Origin of the sequence: Agrobacterium salinitolerans (assembly GCF_002008225.1) — a bacterium.
GTDB classification, from domain to species: Bacteria; Pseudomonadota; Alphaproteobacteria; order Rhizobiales; family Rhizobiaceae; genus Agrobacterium; species Agrobacterium salinitolerans.
In genome coordinates, this window is sequence record NZ_MRDH01000023.1 from 154,834 (window position 1) to 170,707 (window position 15,874).

Sequence of the window (15,874 nt, forward strand, 5' to 3'; positions counted from 1 at the left end):
CTCAGTGGAAATTGCGTGAAATGACCTTTATCCGCTCGACCGTGTCATCATTCTCCAAGACAGGTTGGGGACGTTTGCGGAACGCGCGATGATCCTCCGGCGGCGTGCCATGGTGGAACTCATCGCCGCGCCCATGCGGCAGGGGAAAGGCGCGGTTGCGCTCGCCCACACTGGCCAGCGCCTGCGACAGATCGGTCAACCGGTGGGCAACCAGATGTACCACCTCGCCTTCCCGCTGGATCTTGCCGTAAATGCCGACCATGCCGGCCGACAGCACCACGCGCCGGTATTTTTCAAAGGTTTTGACCCACAGCACCGCATTGGCGATACCCGTCTCATCCTCCAGCGTCATGAAGATCACGCCCTTTGCCGAACCGGGGCGCTGGCGCACCAGCACCAGACCGGCCGTTTCCAGCCATGTGCCATCCCGCACACGCGCCGCCTCCGCACAGGTGACGATGCGGCGGCGGGAAAGATCGCGGCGCAGGAAGGTCATGGGATGCTCGCGCAGGGTCAGCCCCACATGGCCGTAATCCTGCACCACTTCACCGCCATCCGTCATGGGCCTGAGCGCGACGGCGGGTTCTTGAAGTTCGTCCACGACAGTGTTTTCCCGGCTGGCGGCGGCGGCAAAAAGCGGCAGCGGCTCATCCCTCAGAGCCTTGATGGCCCAGAGCGCCTCGCGTCTGGCAAGCGAAAGCGACGGCAGAAAGGCATCGGCCTCCGCTAGGCAGACCAGGGCGGCGGTCGGAACGCCCGCCCTTCGCCAGAGATCGTCCACCGAGGCAAAAGGCCGGTCCTGCCGGGCGGCGACGATATCGGCAGCGTGCTTGTTGGCAAGCCCCTTCACCAGACGCATGCCGAGCCGCACGGCATAACGCTCCTTGCCATTTACATCTCGTTTGCCCGTCGGCTCCAGCGTGCAATCGAAGCGGCTGTTATTGACGCAGACTGGGCGCACCTCCACGCCATGATCACGCGCATCTCGCACGATCTGCGCCGGGGCATAAAAACCCATGGGCTGCGAATTGAGAAGCGCCGTACAGAAAATATCTGGATAATGGCATTTCAGCCATGAGGAGGCATAGGCAATCAGCGCGAAGGAAGCCGCATGGCTTTCAGGGAAACCGTAGCTGCCGAAACCTTCGAGCTGTTTGAAGATACGTTCGGCGAATTCTTTCTCATAACCGCGCTCCACCATGCCATCGATCAGATCCTGCCTGAATTTGGAGATGGTGCCGACATTCTTGAAGGTTGCCATGGCGCGGCGCAACTGATCCGCCTTGCCGGGTGAAAAACCGGCGCATTCGATTGCGACACGCATGGCCTGTTCCTGAAACAGCGGCACACCGAGCGTCTTGCCGAGTACCCCTCTCAATTCCTCTTTAGGGTAATGCTCTTTCTCATTCCCATCACGGCGGCGCAGATAAGGATGCACCATATCGCCCTGAATGGGGCCGGGGCGAACAATCGCGACCTGTATGACGAGATCGTAAAATATCTTCGGCTTCAACCGCGGTAGCATCGACATCTGCGCCCGGCTTTCGATCTGGAAGGTACCAAGCGTATCGGCCTTCTGGATCATCTCATAGGTGGGATCGTCATCCTGCGGCACGGTAGCGAGATCGTACTTATCACCGGTACGTTCTTCCAGCATGTTGAAGCCGCGCTTCATGCAGGAGAGCATGCCGAGCGCCAGACAGTCCATTTTCATGAACCTCATGATATCGACATCGTCCTTGTCCCATTCGATGATCTGCCGTTTGTCCATGGCAGCAGGTTCGATCGGCACCAACTCGTCCAACCGGTCATGGGTCAGAACAAAGCCGCCCGGATGCTGGCTATGGTGGCGCGGCGTACCAACAAGCTGGTTGGCAAGCTCGAATGCAAGTTTCAGGCGGCGGTCCTCCATATTGAGGTTCAGCTCCTTGAGCTGCTTCTCATCCACCCCTTCGCTCCAGCGCCAGACCTGTGAGGATAGCAGTTTCGTCAAATCTTCGGGCAGACCCAGAACCTTGCCGACATCGCGCAACGCCCCGCGGCCGCGATAACGGGTGACGACCGAGCACAGCGCGGCCTTGTCGCGACCATAGGTATCATAGACCCACTGGATGACCTCCTCGCGCCGCTGATGTTCGAAATCCACATCGATATCCGGCGGTTCGCGTCGCTCCTCGGAAACGAAACGTTCGAACAGGAGATCGACCTTGACGGGATCGATGGCGGTAATGCCAAGCACGTAACACACCACCGAATTGGCGGCCGAGCCGCGTCCCTGACAGAGAATATCCAGCGAGCGTGCATGACGAACGATAGCATTCACCGTCAGGAAATAGGGAGCATATTCCAGCCTGCCGATCAGGCCAAGTTCGTGATGCAAAGCCTTTTCCACCTTATCCGGCAAACCATCCGGATACCGCCCCGGCGCCGCCTCCCACACCATCTTTTCCAGCGCCTGCTGCGCCGTCAGCCCCGGCAGGCTGCGCTCTTCGGGATATTGGTAGACCAGTTCTTTCAGCGAAAATTTGCAGCGTTTCGCAATTTCAAGGCTGCGGGAGAGCGCCTCGGGGTAACGGGCGAACAGCCGGTGCATCTCTTCCGGCGGTTTCATATAACGGTCGGCATGGCGCTCGCGGCGGAACCCCGCCTCATCGATGGTGCAATTGTGCCGGATACAGGTGACGACATCCTGCAGCATGCGGCGCTCGGGCACATGAAACAGCACGTCATTGGTCACCACGGTCGGCACCCCTGCGGCTAGCGCCATGTTCGACAGTTCGAAAAGCCGCATCTGGTCGTTGGGCCGCCTTCTGAGACTGAGCGCCATATAGGCGCGGTCGAAAAAAGCAGCCTTGAGCCGGCGCAGGCGAAGCGCGCAGAGATCGTCGGCTAGATCGGCGAGCAGCACGACGATCAGTCCTTCGCCATAGGTGACGAGATCGTCCCATGTCAGCCGGCATTTGCCCTTGCCGCCTCTTTTTTTGCCAACGGAAAGCAGCCGGCAAAGACGGCCGTAGGCCTGGCGATCCATGGGATAGGCAAGCACGGAAATATCGTCATCCAGATCGAGCCGGCAGCCGATGACGAGGCGGACGCCATGATTATTGGCGGCTTCGTAAGCGCGGGGAATGCCCGCAAGGCTGTTGCGATCCACGATACCGAGCGCCTCGATGCCAAGATTTTTGGCCTGTTCGAAAAGCTCCTCGCAGGAGCTGGCCCCGCGCAGGAAGGAAAAATGCGTGGTCACCTGCAGCTCGGCATAACGCGGCGTACTCATGCGAAGACCCCGTGGATGAACCATCCTTGCGAACCGGTCTCGGCATGTTCGCCGTCGCCGGAGCGGAAAATCCAGAAGCGCTCGCCGCTTTCATTTTCCACCGTGAAATAATCGCGCACGGCGGCCTTTTCCCGGTCGCGTTTCCACCATTCACCGAACACCCGCTCCGGCCCGTCGGCGCGCCGCACATTGTGGCGCACGCCCTTCCAGAGGAAATAACGCGGCGGATGGTCCGGCAGCAGCGCCAGCGTTTCGATGGGTTCCGGCCTTGCAAAAAGCCTGACCGGACGCGGCCAGTGGCCAGGCCAGCCGAGCCTATCTTCTGGCGCAAGCGCCGCAACGGGGGTAAGGGAGCGTTCCGGCACATCGCTCGCCACCGCCGCGTAACGATAGACCCTGTGGCCACGATTGAGGATGACATCGACCGTATCGGCGATGTCCGCACGCCCCTCCTCCAGAAGCGAGGATCGGGCCTGTGCGGCGAGAAGCGGTTCGGCATGGGTGGCGGTCAGCACTATCATCTCGATGCCGAAGCCGGGATCGATGGTGTCAATACGGTCGGTCAAAAGCCGGACCAGCTGTTTGACATCGCGCACCGGTCTTGATGTGCCCGCCCTTATGGCCTGCAGACCACTATCCACCCTGTGCAGCACCAGATCGACCCGGCGAGCACCAAGACCGCGCTTTTCCAGCGCGGCGCAAAGGTCAACAACGAGCTTCTGCGTATAACGGGCAATCGTCTCCGCTGCTGCGATGGGTTCGGGAAAGGCGCGCCGCACCTCCACCAGCTCGGCCACCCGCACCGGTTCGATGGGTTCGCCGATCTCTCCGAAAGCCTGGGAGAGACGACGGACAAGCTCGGGGCCGAAACGCAGGGTCAGCGGCGCGCGCGGGGCTTCGGCAAGCTCACCGATGCTGCGGAAGCCGAGCACTTTCAGCCCGGAAACGATACGCTCCTCCAGCCTCAGCGCAGAAAGCGGCAGGCCGCTGATCGCCGCTCTCTGGCTACCCGGCGGTATGATGCTGATTTCCTCACGGCTGAAACGTGCCAGCGCATGAGCCGCCCCCCAGCTATCGGCAATGGCGGCGCGGGCGGCAAAGCCTGCAGCATGCAGGCGGTTGACCATGCCGCTCAGCATCAGCGTCTCATTGCCGTGCAGATGGTCAGCACCCGCTGTGTCCAGCACCAGCCCGTCCGGCGGGTCGGCAGCGACAATGGGGGCGTAGATGCGTAAAAAATGAAAGGCCAGTTGCTCAAGGGCGCGGGCATCACCAGCCGAGTCCAGATCTTCCATAAGAAGACCCGGCACCAGCGCCTGCGCCTTGCTGACCGGCGTGCCGGGGCGGATGCCCGCCGCCTTTGCCGCCTTATCGAGCCCCAGCACCAGCCGGCGGCTGCCCTGGCGGCCGATCATGACCAGCGGCGTTTCAACCGGCGGCGCGTCCTTGCCCGAAAGACGCCGGAAGCGATCCGTCGGCCATGTCGGCAGGTAGAGCGAGACGACCCTTTGCATCACAGGCTTCCACTTCAAATTCGGCGCTTTCGCCGCCGCGACATCGCAAGAGTTCAAGAAACCAGCGCGGCCTGCCCACCCCCGGCACCGGCAAAGGCGACGAGGGCCGCACGGAAATCCGCCAGCGTGTAACGGACGCGGTCGGCTCGCCGAACAGCGCCGCATCGGCCGGACGCCTGAAACGGCGGATGGCGATGCCGGTAACGCCAGAGGTTTCCGCCGTCAGCTGCAGCCGTCGCGAGGCGTTCATCGGCAATTTCGCCAGTTCGCCCATCACCGCGCCGAAACCATTGCAGCGTAGGCCCTCCTCGAAACAATCGAGCACGCCTTTCTCATCGCGGCATTCAACGATGATGAGCCGGTTCTGCGATAGGCCCGCCTGCGTCAGCCCCGGCATGAACAGATCCCGTCGGGTGACGCACCATAAAACCTTGCCGGAAAGCCTTGCCGCCACACCGGCCGCAAAAAGGGCAGCCGCCGCGCCATCGACAGCGCCATTGCCGCCGCCGCTCACCTCATGCAGGCAGCCGAGCTTTAGCCCGCCTCCCGGCAGGTGATGGTCGAGGGCATCCACGCCGAAAGGCAAAGTTTCGTGCAGGCGCGGAGCGCCGTTACCGATCCTTTCCAGCCTTTCACGCAGCTCTTCGACAAGGAGCAACTGATCCGCGCGCTTTTGCATGGCATGACAGGTTTCAATTCCGGTTATTCATCTTAATTGTTCTTGTTTTGTTCCTATTTCGGTAAAGAGTCAAGCAACAGGTTGGCGCTCTTCAACAGTTTGCACGGGAAGAGAGGATTCCGGCCTTGCGGCGCTCTGCCCCATCGTTAAAACGGAATTGTCCGCTCGCCGCCTGTTTTCCCCCGACAGCCGCAGGCAACGGACATCATGGTTTGGAGGAACCACCGATGATCGCCAGCATCTTGATTGCCGTGGTTGCGGCGATCCATATCTACATCGTCATTCTGGAAATGCTGCTGTGGGAAAAGCCGGCCGGCCGAAAAGCCTTTGGTCTCTCGGCGGATTTCGCCCGGCAGACAAAAGTGCTTGCCGCCAATCAGGGGCTTTATAACGGCTTTCTCGCAGCCGGGCTGATCTATGGGCTCACACAGGGCGATGACGGGCTCAGCTTCAAGGTTTTCTTCCTGACTTGCGTTCTGATCGCCGGTATTTTCGGCGCGATCACTGCCAATATGAAGATCCTGTTCATTCAGGCATTGCCGGCATTGTTTGCGCTCGGCTTCCTCTGGCTTGGAGCATGACCTGATGACCGCATGGAACGACACCTCCGCAAGAGACGCTCTCAACCGCATTTTCATGGCCGCAGTCGCCAGCGCCGATCCGGCAAAGGTGCTGCAACACCACCTCCCCTCCCCGCCCAAAGGGCGTTGCGTGGTCGTGGGCGCCGGCAAGGCTTCCGCCGCCATGGCCGCAGCGCTTGAAGCGGCATGGCCACATGTGGAGCTCTCAGGTGTGGTGGTGACGCGTTACGGACATGCCGTGCCGACGGCGCGTATCGAAATCATCGAGGCTTCCCATCCCGTGCCCGACGAGAAGAGCGCGGAAGCGGCAAAACGCATTCTCGCCGCAGTCGAAGGGCTCACCGCCGACGATATGGTGATCGCACTGATTTCCGGCGGCGGTTCGGCACTGATGGTCGCGCCAGCCGACGGCATGACGCTTGCGGACAAGATGGCTGTCAACCGTGCCTTGCTTGCCAGCGGCGCGACGATTTCCGAAATGAATGCGGTGCGCAAACACCTCTCCCGCATCAAGGGCGGACGGCTGGCGCTGGCCGCCAAACCCGCCAAGGTTGTTTCACTGCTGATTTCCGACGTTCCGGGTGACGACCCCTCAGAGATCGCCTCCGGGCCAACGGTTGCCGATCCGAGTGACATTCAAACCGTGCGGGAAATCGTCTCCCGTTATGCGCTCGATCTTCCCGAAAACGTGCGCAAGGTGCTGGAAAAAGGCGAGGAAACCCCGAAGGCGGGCGATATCGCGGAAGATATCCGGCTCATCGCCGCCCCCTCGCTCGCCCTGCAGGCGGCAGCGGATGAGGCAGTGAAACTTGGGCTTATGCCGCTCGTCCTCGGAGATTCACTGGAGGGTGAGTCAAAAGATGTCGGCGCAGTCATGGCCGGCATCGCGCTTTCCGCCAGCCGCAAGGGCCTTCCGGTCAAAGGCCCGGCCGTCCTGCTCTCCGGCGGCGAAACCACGGTCACGCTGAACAGGGGCGTTGGCGGCAAGGGACCGGCAGGCAAGGGCGGTCGCAACACGGAGTTCTTGCTGAGCCTTGCGCTGACGCTGAAGGGTGCGGATGGCATCTGGGCCATTGCCGGCGACAGCGACGGCATAGACGGCGTGGAGGATGCGGCAGGTGCGGTGGTGACACCGGACACGCTTGCCCGCATGCGCAAAGCCGGTGTCGATCCGCGCCAGTCGCTCATGAGCCACGACAGCTACACCGCTTTCAATGCAGCAGGAGACCTTGTCGTCACGGGACCGACCCTGACGAATGTGAATGATATCAGGGCGATTCTGATCGGGTAATAGCGGAGAAGTTTGCAGTGACTATTATGGGCCTTCCGACGCGGGCTTCTCGGAGGGAAGACGTTTTGACTATGCCTTCGGAGAGGAGTAATCTAGCGCGATATCCTTTGGAGCTTCAGCCATGCGTTCTGGAGTACTCATATTCGGCCTGATCATGGCCCTTATTCCGACTTTGGCGGATGCCCACAATTGCAAATGCCGAAATCGCGGTGCCATGTTCGAACTCGGCCAGACATCCTGCCTGAAGGTCGATGGCGGCTCCTATCTCGCACGTTGCGAGATGAAGCTCAACGTTTCGTCCTGGACCAAGATCGAGGACGGTTGCCCCGTAACGCAACGGGTGCAGTCGATGTCTCCTGGCTCTTATCAATAGTCTTGAGCCTTGAGACTAGGCGATAACGAAGGAGCGAGCCCGTACCGCGCATTTCTTCTCCCCGGCGGGGAGAAGAAATGCGCGGGCAGGGTCGTGTCCAATCTTACAGCTTCACCCAGCCGCCGTTCTTTTTTCCGGATTCGACGCAGGCCGTAACGAAGGCGACGCCTTTTACCCCGTCATCGACGGTCGGATAAATCACCGCCTTGTCCAGCGCCGAGCCGTCGCGGCTGGCCTCAATGGCATGGGCCGCTTCAGTATAGATGGTGGCAAACGCTTCGAGATAGCCTTCCGGGTGGCCCGATGGAATGCGGGTGACGCGCGCCGCAGCAGCCCCGGCGCCTGCACCGCCGCGGGTGATCAACTGCTTGGGTTCGCCGAGCTTCGTGAACCAGAGATAGTTCGGATCAGCCTGCGTCCATTCGATGCCGGCTTTGTCACCATACACACGAACTTTCAGCCCGTTTTCGTGACCGACCGCAACCTGGCTGCACCACAGCAGCCCCTTGGCCGCCTGTTTGCCATCCCTCGCCTTGAAACGCAGCATCACATGCGCGTTGTCGTCCAGCCGGCGGCCTTCGACGAAGGTGTGCACATCCGCCGCCAGTTCGTCGACTTCCAGGCCGGAAATGAAGCATCCAAGATTATAGGCATGCGTGCCGATATCGCCTGTGGAACCACCCGCACCCGATTGCGCCGGGTCGGTGCGCCAGACGGCCTGCTTGGCGCCCGTCTGCTCGATGGGTTCCGCCAGCCAGTCCTGCGGATACTCCATCTGCACCAGACGGATCGTGCCGAGAGCGCCCGATTCCACCAGTTCCCGCGCATGCCGTACCATGGGGTAGCCAGTGTAGTTATGCGTCAGGATGAACAGAGCGTCCGCCTTGTCGGCCACTTCCTTCAGCTTTTTGGCGTCTTCCAGATTGGAGGTCAGCGGCTTGTCGCAGATGACATGGATGCCGCGCTCCAGAAACGCCTTCGCGGCCGGATAATGGACATGGTTTGGGGTGACGATCGCCACCGCCTCGATGCCATCCTCTCGCAGCGCTTCTTTTTCGGCCATTTCCTCGAAAGAGCCGTAGCATCGTTGGGGATCGAGCCCCAGCTCACGGCCGGAAGCCAGGGATTTTTCCGGGGTCGAGGACAGGGCCCCTGCCACGAGATCGAAACGATTGTCGAGCCTTGCTGCCATGCGGTGAACACCACCGATAAAGGCACCCGAACCACCGCCCACCATGCCAAGACGAATCCGCTTGTTCGCCTTGTCGGTTGTCTTTCCTTCAATAGCCATAATGTTTCCTCTGCAATGCTCTCAAAGTCCAAGCATACGGCGGTTGGCCGCATCGTCGGTGCCGCTTGATGCGAAGTCGTCAAAGGCTTTTTCCGTGACGCGGATGATATGCGCCTTGACGAATTCCGCCCCTTCGCGGGCGCCGTCTTCAGGGTGTTTCAATGCGCATTCCCACTCAACCACGGCCCAGCCGTCAAAATCATTGGCCGCCATCTTGGAGAAGACCGCACCGAAATCAACCTGCCCGTCACCGAGCGAGCGGAACCGGCCGGCACGGTTGACCCAGCCCTGATAACCACCATAGACGCCCTGCCGTCCGGTTGGATTGAACTCCGCATCCTTGACGTGGAACATCTTGATACGGTCTTTATATATGTCGATATTGTCGAGATAATCGAGGCATTGCAGCACGTAATGCGAGGGGTCGTAGAGCATGTTGGCGCGCTTGTGGTTCTTCACGCGCTCCAGGAACATCTCGAATGTCACGCCATCGTGCAGATCTTCGCCGGGATGGATTTCGTAGCAGACATCCACGCCCTGTTCATCGGCATAATCGAGGATCGGGGTCCAGCGTTTCGCCAGTTCGTCGAAGGCCGTTTCCACCAGACCAGCCGGGCGCTGCGGCCACGGGTAGACGAACGGCCAGGCAAGCGCGCCGGAGAATGTCGCATGTGCCTTGATGCCGAGATTTCTTGAGGCCTTCAGCGCAAACTTTACCTGCTCCACCGCCCATTCCTGGCGCGCCTTGGGGTTGCCGCGCACTTCCGGTGCGGCAAAACCATCGAAGGCCTCGTCATAAGCCGGGTGAACTGCGACGAGCTGACCTTGCAGGTGAGTGGAAAGCTCGGTGACTTCCACGCCATTCTGGCGCGCGACACCGGCGAACTCGTCGCAATAATCCTTCGATTCCGCGGCCTTTTTGAGATCGATCAGCTGGCTTGCCCAGGTCGGCACCTGCACGCCGATATAGCCTTTCTCAGCCGCCCATTTGGTTATGCTGTCCCAGCTGTTGAACGGTGCGGCATCGCCTGCGAACTGGCCGAGAAAAAGCGCCGGTCCCTTGATCGTTCTCATTAAAATCTCCTCCTGCATCGATACAGTTGCGCGGTAACCCGCTTCGATCCCAAGCGCCAAGCTAACCGCTCGTTATTTTCAGACAAGCCCCAAAAGCGAAAGGGCAAGAGAATTTCAGCATTCCATCAAAACATTGGGGGCGCTTAGAGCGCGAGCCCGCTCGCCCTGTCGAAGACATGTACCCGCTCATGATGAACGCTGGCGGCAAAGGGTGTATTGACCTTCACCAGCTGCTCGCCATCCACCACTGCGGTGACCTGATCGCCTGCGAGTTCGAAGACCACATGGGTCTGTGCGCCGGTTGGCTCCACAAGTACCGTTCTGCCCGTAAGCGAGATATCTCCGCCGATCGCCGAACCGATATGTTCCGGCCGTAGCCCGATCGTGACCGACTGGCCGCGCTTGACCTTTCTGTCAGCGGCGATGCGGATCGCCGTCCCATCCTTCAGCCGGGCGGCAGGCTGGTCGCCCTCGCCATCCACCACACCCTCGATCAGGTTCATCGCGGGCGAGCCAATGAAGGCGGCGACAAAGAGATTGGCGGGGGTCTTGTAAAGTTCGAGCGGCGTACCCTGCTGCTCGATACGGCCCTGATTGAGCACCACCACCCGGTCGGCCAGCGTCATCGCCTCGATCTGGTCATGGGTGACATAAATCGAGGTCGTTCCGACCTTTTGGTGCAACGCCTTGATTTCGCTGCGCATCTGCACGCGTAGCTTGGCATCGAGGTTTGAAAGCGGCTCATCGAACAGGAAGACGGCCGGGTTGCGCACAACGGCGCGCCCCATGGCGACACGTTGGCGCTGGCCGCCGGAAAGCTGCGAGGGCTTACGGTCTAGCAGGTTTCCGAGATCGAGCATGCGGGCGGCCTCCGCAACGCGCTCTTCAATCACGCTTTTCGGCTGGCCGGCAAGCTTCAGGTTGAAGCCCATGTTTTCAGCCACTGTCATATGCGGATAAAGCGCATAGGACTGGAATACCATCGCGATGTTGCGCTCGCGCGGGGTCATGCCATTGACCACCTTGTCGCCGATGAGAATATCCCCATCGGTGATTTCCTCCAGCCCCGCGATCATGCGCAACAACGTGGACTTGCCACAACCCGAAGGGCCGACCAGCGCGATGAATTCACCATCGGCAATATCGAGTGAGATGCCGTGAATGACATCGAGCGCGGCATAGGACTTGCGGATATCCTTAAGTTCGACGGAAGCCATATTTTGCTCCTTTCATGTCACGATTTGACGGCACCGGCCGTCAGGCCCGCGATGATGTGTTTCTGTGCGAGGAAGAAGACGATGACTGTCGGCAGGATCGTCAGCGTGATGAAGGCGAGAACCAGCTGCCATTCCGTGCCGAACTCGCCGCGATACACCATGATGCCGAGCGGCCAGGGATATTTCGATTCCGAATTCAGCATGATGAGCGGCAGGATGTAGCTGTTCCAGCTGCCGACGAAAGAGACGATGCCAACGGTCGCCACGATCGGCCGCGAAAGCGGCACGGAAATGTGCCAGAAGAAGCGCAGATACCCGCAGCCATCCACAAAGGCTGCCTGAAACAACTCATCCGGCAAATTGCGGAAATAGTTGCGGAACAGAAGAATGCTCATGCCAAGGCCGAAAGCCACCTGCGGCAGCACCACACCCCAATAGGTGTCGAGAAGGCCCAAATCGCGAATGCGGATGAACAGCGGCAGGATGGCGGTCGCCGCCGGAAACATCAGCCCCAGCAGGAAATAATTGAGCAGGAACGACGAGCCGAAGAATTTCACATGCGCGAAGGTGAAGGCCGCCATGGCCGAGACGGTCAGCGTGAGAAAGACCGTCAGCAATGCGATGACCAGCGAATTGAAGATTTGCAGCCAATAGCGTTTGCCAAGCAGGATATCGCCGTAATTGGCCCATTGCCATTCGGCCGGGATACCGAACGGGTTGACGCGCAGGTCTCCCAGCGTCTTGAAGCCGCCAAGGGCCGTCGTCAGAAGAGGAATGAGCACGACGGCCGCGATCAGGCTCAGCGAGATATAGAGATAAAGCTTGGTTTGAAGCGGCATGCGCACGGAAGTGGATGTGTCAGTCATGGCGCATGAATATCCTTTTGTAACCGAAGGCGAGCGTCACGCAGATGACGAAAAGAACAACGCCCACCGCACTGCCAAGGCCCACCTGCATACGCATGACGCCGTAAGTGTAGAGGAAGGTGACCATGGTCTGCGTGGAGTTGGATGGACCGCCGCCGGTAAGCGGCATGATCATGTCGAACAGTTGCAGCGAGCCGATGACCGCAAAGAAGACGGAAAGGCGAACCGTAGAGCCGAGCATCGGCAGCGTGACGTAGCGGAATTTCTGCCAGCCGGACGCGCCGTCGATTTCGGCCGCTTCCAGTACATTCTTGTCGACGGATTGAAGGCCCGCGATGAACAGCATCATGTGGAAACCGAAATATTTCCACACGATGACACCGAGCACGGCATAGATCGCCACATCCCTGTCGGCCAGCACGTAAGGATTGGCGAATCCGAAGAAGTTGGAAATCGCGGCAAAGAGGCCATAGTCGCCATCATAAACGAAGCGCCAGATCAGACCCGCAGCAACATCCGCCAGAACGTAAGGCAGAAAGAACACCAGCCGGAAGGCAACGACGCCGGGAATGCGATGCGCCAGCATCATGGCAAGCCAGATGGCGAGCGGTATCTGGATCAGGATCGAGATGAGGATGATCAGGCCGTTATTGAGCAAAGCCTGCGAAAAGGCGGCATTGCCGAACAGGACCTGGAAATTCTTCAGGCCGACAAAATCGGTCGGTGTGCCGTAACCGTTCCAGCGATAAAGACTATACCACGCCGCCTCACCCATGGGCAGGATGACGAACAGGGTAAAGAGTAGCAGGGCGGGCGGCAGGAACACCAATAGGGTCAGCGCCCGATCATGCGCGACTGAACTCCGCTTGTGCCTACCCTTTGTCGCGCCACGCGCCGGCATGGACGCAGAAGTCATGGAAATATCCGTCATCTCTATCCGCTTTCATGGAGGCAGATAAGCAGCGCCGCACATTCGCGGCGCTGCCATGGAAATCGTCAGATCAGCGCAGCTCGAATGCGTCCTGAATCTGCTGGGCACCTTCTTCGGCGGTCATCTGGCCGGATACGATCTCGACCGAAATATCATTGACGACGCGGCCGACGGCGGCGCCGAGCGTCTGATCGAAGAAGTTCTGGTGCCAGGTGGAGGCGGCGAGCTGCTTGGCCGAATCCGCCAACAGCGGGTTCTTCACCGCACCGGCTGCACCCGTGGCGACCGGCAGGATCATACCGGCGGTCGCCATCTTCTCTTCGCTTTCCTTGCTGGTGAGGAAAGTGGCGAAATCGATCGCTTCCTTGGACGCATTCTTGGTGACCGCCCAACCGTTCAGGCCGCCCAGCGTATCGGTGGCCTTGCCGGCACCGCCTTCGACAACCGGGAAGGCAAAGCGCCCGATGTTTTCAGGGGCCAGACCCTTACCGTCGCCGGCATTCTTGCGCTGGTTCGCTTCGGTATTGTCGAAGCCGAGAATGATTGCAGCCTTGCCGTCACCAAAGACGCCGAGCGCCTGCGGCCAGGTGGAGCCGAGATAACCGGGCTGGAAAGGTTCAAGCTTGCCGAACTCGGCCAGCTGCTCACCCGCCTTGATGATGGCAGGGTCCATGAAGCCTTCGCCTTCGCCCTTGCGGGCGGCATCAAACACGGCCTGCCCGCCATTGCGCATGACGAGGTAGCTCCAGTAGAAATGGATCGGCCATTTTTCTCCGCCGCCGCCGGCAATCGGCACGATGCCCGCGTCCTTGATCTTCTTGACGGTTGCGCTGAAATCCGCCCAGGTCTTGATATCCTCGGCCTTCACACCTGCCTTGGCGAACAGTTCCTTGTTATAAAAGAAGCTGACAAGGCTGACACGATAAGGCACGGCCCAGACCTTGCCGTCAAAGGACAGGCCGTCGATTGCAGACGCATTATAGGCCTGGCGCAGTTTGCCGCCATCGGCATCGAAAACCTCGGTCAGATCCTTCAGCGCACCAGTCTTAGACTGCTCCTCAAGGACGCCGCCGCCCCAGCTGTAAAAGAAGTCGGGCACGTCGTTGGATTGCAGCAGCGTCGGCAACTTCGCCTTGAAGGCCTCGTTTTCGAGGAACTGCAGTTGGATGTCGACATCGGGGTGCTTGGCCTCGTATTCCTTGGCGATCTCCTCCCAGACGGCCACGGATTTCGGGTCCAGTTCCACATGCATCCATTTTACGACCGTCGCGGCCGAGGCGCTTGTTGCGCCGAGCATGAGAGCAATACTTGTCGTTGTGGCAAAGCTTACGAGCTTGCCGCTCAGGCTTGCGCCTGCGTGCCAAATCGTCATGATGGTGATCCTCCCTGGGGATATCCTCATTTATTCCCCGATGCGGATTAATTCATATCAGGGTTCGCTCATTGTCAAGGCACAATGCCGATTTTTTGCGCTTGGCGCTTGACATACCCCACCCTCACCCCGTTATTTAATCCGTATTCCGATATAAATCGGGAGGCAACGGCATTGATCGCAGCAGGACCCCATGAAGACCGCAGACCCAGAATTGATGCGCGCGATCAACAGGCTGAGCGTGCTCGACAGCATCCGCCGGCATGGACCGATTTCCAGGGTGGAGATCAGCGAACGCACCCAGCTTTCCACGACGACCGTTTCCGCCATCACCGCTTCTCTTCTGGATGATGGGCTGATTCTCACCCGCCATCTCGGCGACATCAGGACGGAAGGTGGACGCGGAAGACCGCGCGTGATGCTGGAGCTGAACCCGGATGCCGCTCGCGTCGTGGGGGCAAAGATAGCCGCCAACCGTATGGTTTTCGTCGTCACCGATTTTTGCGGCAACGTCCTTTCCACCCTCGCTCTTCCAATCCGTGTCGATCGCCAGCCGATCGGCGTTATCGCCGATCTCGTTGAAGACGGAGTACGGCGCTGTGTGGTCGATGCGGGTCTTTCACTCGAAGATGTGGACATGGTCTGTCTTGGCCTGCCCGGCGTCATCGAACATCGCACCGGCAAAATCCGCAGCAGCCCGATCCTGCGGGAGGTGAACGTCAATTTCGCCGAGGAAATGACGGCGCGGCTGAATTCGCCGACCATCATCGAAAGCGATGCCCACGCCATTACGCTCGCCCATCACTGGTTCGGCCACGCGCGTGATCTCGAAGACATGGTGCTGATTTCGCTCGAACAGACGCTTGGGCTTGGCGTGCTGCATCAAAACCAGCTGTTTCGCGGTGCCGGTGGCCTCAGCCACAATCTCGGCGACCTCGTCATCGGTCTTGCCAGTGAAGGCACGGTGCGGCTCGCGAGCCAGGCAGGCGAGAACGCCATTTTAGGCTCCCGCCCGGCGGATGGGCGCTTTGCCGAGGCGATCCGGCTCGGTCGCGGCATGCAGCATGCCCATGCATTGATTGCGGCGGAAGACAACGACCTCATCGCGGCCGCTTCGCGCGCCGGCGCAGCGCTCGGCCTGACGCTTGCCAATATCGTCACGCTGTTTGCGCCGCCGCGTGTCATCATCACCGGCTCCAGCCTCGAACTCGGCGAACCCTTCATCGCCAGCATTCGCGACAGCTACAACGCCGCCGTGCCGCCCTCGCTGGCCGGTGTCGCGGAGCTGGTTTTCGACGTTGCGAGCGACGAATTATGGGCGCAGGGCGCTGCGGCCGTTGCGCTCTACGAGCTTTACGAATCGCCATGGAACACCACGGGACCGGCGCTCTAACCCGCTATTTTGAGC

The 15,874-nt window shown here is 60.1% G+C and carries 13 protein-coding genes; 4 read left to right on the forward strand and 9 right to left on the reverse strand.

The annotated features are described in order from the left end of the window. Nucleotide 1: 1 nt before the first annotated feature. Genes BS627_RS16570 through BS627_RS16580 form a run of 3 tightly spaced genes read right to left on the reverse strand, consistent with a single transcriptional unit; the run spans nt 2 to nt 5,470 of the window. Nucleotides 2-3,277, reverse strand: a complete 3,276-nt coding sequence (locus tag BS627_RS16570; RefSeq protein WP_077984272.1) for an error-prone DNA polymerase — start codon at nt 3,275-3,277, stop codon at nt 2-4. Then, nucleotides 3,274-4,791 carry a Y-family DNA polymerase gene (locus tag BS627_RS16575; RefSeq protein WP_165691280.1) on the reverse strand — a complete coding sequence of 506 codons (1,518 nt, stop codon included), beginning with the start codon at nt 4,789-4,791 and terminating at the stop codon, nt 3,274-3,276. Before BS627_RS16575 ends, BS627_RS16570 begins: the two co-directional genes overlap by 4 nt. Beyond that, entirely contained in the window at nt 4,706-5,470 is a 765-nt protein-coding gene (locus tag BS627_RS16580; protein WP_077984273.1) for an ImuA family protein, read from the reverse strand. The genes BS627_RS16575 and BS627_RS16580 overlap by 86 nt, the downstream gene beginning before the upstream one ends. Nucleotides 5,471-5,697: 227 nt before the next feature. On the opposite strand from BS627_RS16580, the gene BS627_RS16585 reads away from it, so the two are divergent. The 3 genes from BS627_RS16585 to BS627_RS16595 all read left to right on the forward strand — a co-directional run bounded on the left by BS627_RS16585 (nt 5,698) and on the right by BS627_RS16595 (nt 7,715). Continuing rightward, a complete protein-coding gene (locus tag BS627_RS16585) occupies nt 5,698-6,051 on the forward strand; it encodes a DUF1304 domain-containing protein (RefSeq protein ID WP_077984274.1) in 354 nt (117 codons plus the stop codon). Nucleotides 6,052-6,055: 4 nt separating this feature from the next. Beyond that, nucleotides 6,056-7,342 carry a glycerate kinase type-2 family protein gene (locus BS627_RS16590; protein ID WP_077984369.1) on the forward strand — a complete coding sequence of 429 codons (1,287 nt, stop codon included), beginning with the start codon at nt 6,056-6,058 and terminating at the stop codon, nt 7,340-7,342. A 121-nt stretch (nt 7,343-7,463) separates the two neighbouring features. Further along, on the forward strand, nt 7,464-7,715 hold the full coding sequence (locus BS627_RS16595; protein WP_077984275.1) for a hypothetical protein: 252 nt from the start codon (nt 7,464-7,466) through the stop codon (nt 7,713-7,715). A 103-nt stretch (nt 7,716-7,818) separates the two neighbouring features. On the opposite strand, the gene BS627_RS16600 is transcribed toward BS627_RS16595, so the two are convergent. From BS627_RS16600 to BS627_RS16625, 6 genes are all read right to left on the reverse strand, one after another. Further along, the gene (locus BS627_RS16600; RefSeq protein ID WP_077984276.1) at nt 7,819-9,006 is read right to left on the reverse strand and encodes a Gfo/Idh/MocA family protein; all 1,188 of its coding nucleotides are present in this window, start codon (nt 9,004-9,006) and stop codon (nt 7,819-7,821) included. Nucleotides 9,007-9,027: 21 nt separating this feature from the next. Next, on the reverse strand, nt 9,028-10,080 hold the full coding sequence (locus tag BS627_RS16605; RefSeq protein ID WP_077984277.1) for a sugar phosphate isomerase/epimerase family protein: 1,053 nt from the start codon (nt 10,078-10,080) through the stop codon (nt 9,028-9,030). A gap of 143 nt (nt 10,081-10,223) precedes the next feature. Next, nucleotides 10,224-11,297, reverse strand: coding sequence for an ABC transporter ATP-binding protein (locus BS627_RS16610; protein WP_077984278.1), 1,074 nt, complete (start codon nt 11,295-11,297; stop codon nt 10,224-10,226). 17 nt (nt 11,298-11,314) lie between these two features. Further along, nucleotides 11,315-12,163 (reverse strand): carbohydrate ABC transporter permease, encoded by an 849-nt coding sequence (locus BS627_RS16615; protein ID WP_077984279.1) that lies wholly within the window; start codon nt 12,161-12,163, stop codon nt 11,315-11,317. Beyond that, nucleotides 12,156-13,094, reverse strand: a complete 939-nt coding sequence (locus BS627_RS16620; protein WP_077984280.1) for a carbohydrate ABC transporter permease — start codon at nt 13,092-13,094, stop codon at nt 12,156-12,158. Before BS627_RS16620 ends, BS627_RS16615 begins: the two co-directional genes overlap by 8 nt. A 70-nt stretch (nt 13,095-13,164) precedes the next feature. Further along, entirely contained in the window at nt 13,165-14,466 is a 1,302-nt protein-coding gene (locus BS627_RS16625) for an ABC transporter substrate-binding protein (RefSeq protein ID WP_077984281.1), read from the reverse strand. A gap of 193 nt (nt 14,467-14,659) precedes the next feature. Between BS627_RS16625 and BS627_RS16630 the strand changes: the two genes are divergently transcribed. Then, nucleotides 14,660-15,859 carry an ROK family transcriptional regulator gene (locus tag BS627_RS16630; protein WP_077984282.1) on the forward strand — a complete coding sequence of 400 codons (1,200 nt, stop codon included), beginning with the start codon at nt 14,660-14,662 and terminating at the stop codon, nt 15,857-15,859. Nucleotides 15,860-15,874 lie beyond the last annotated feature (15 nt).

What these genes read in the sequence shown, in the direction of transcription:
- BS627_RS16620 (WP_077984280.1), bottom strand. Translation starts at nt 13,094, where the DNA reads ATGACGGATATTTCCATGACTTCTGCGTCCATGCCGGCGCGTGGCGCG.
- BS627_RS16585 (WP_077984274.1), top strand. Translation starts at nt 5,698, where the DNA reads ATGATCGCCAGCATCTTGATTGCCGTGGTTGCGGCGATCCATATCTAC.
- BS627_RS16570 (WP_077984272.1), bottom strand. Translation starts at nt 3,277, where the DNA reads ATGAGTACGCCGCGTTATGCCGAGCTGCAGGTGACCACGCATTTTTCC.
- BS627_RS16625 (WP_077984281.1), bottom strand. Translation starts at nt 14,466, where the DNA reads ATGACGATTTGGCACGCAGGCGCAAGCCTGAGCGGCAAGCTCGTAAGC.
- BS627_RS16610 (WP_077984278.1), bottom strand. Translation starts at nt 11,297, where the DNA reads ATGGCTTCCGTCGAACTTAAGGATATCCGCAAGTCCTATGCCGCGCTC.
- BS627_RS16605 (WP_077984277.1), bottom strand. Translation starts at nt 10,080, where the DNA reads ATGAGAACGATCAAGGGACCGGCGCTTTTTCTCGGCCAGTTCGCAGGC.
- BS627_RS16590 (WP_077984369.1), top strand. Translation starts at nt 6,056, where the DNA reads ATGACCGCATGGAACGACACCTCCGCAAGAGACGCTCTCAACCGCATT.
- BS627_RS16595 (WP_077984275.1), top strand. Translation starts at nt 7,464, where the DNA reads ATGCGTTCTGGAGTACTCATATTCGGCCTGATCATGGCCCTTATTCCG.
- BS627_RS16615 (WP_077984279.1), bottom strand. Translation starts at nt 12,163, where the DNA reads ATGACTGACACATCCACTTCCGTGCGCATGCCGCTTCAAACCAAGCTT.
- BS627_RS16600 (WP_077984276.1), bottom strand. Translation starts at nt 9,006, where the DNA reads ATGGCTATTGAAGGAAAGACAACCGACAAGGCGAACAAGCGGATTCGT.
- BS627_RS16630 (WP_077984282.1), top strand. Translation starts at nt 14,660, where the DNA reads ATGAAGACCGCAGACCCAGAATTGATGCGCGCGATCAACAGGCTGAGC.
- BS627_RS16580 (WP_077984273.1), bottom strand. Translation starts at nt 5,470, where the DNA reads ATGCAAAAGCGCGCGGATCAGTTGCTCCTTGTCGAAGAGCTGCGTGAA.
- BS627_RS16575 (WP_165691280.1), bottom strand. Translation starts at nt 4,791, where the DNA reads ATGCAAAGGGTCGTCTCGCTCTACCTGCCGACATGGCCGACGGATCGC.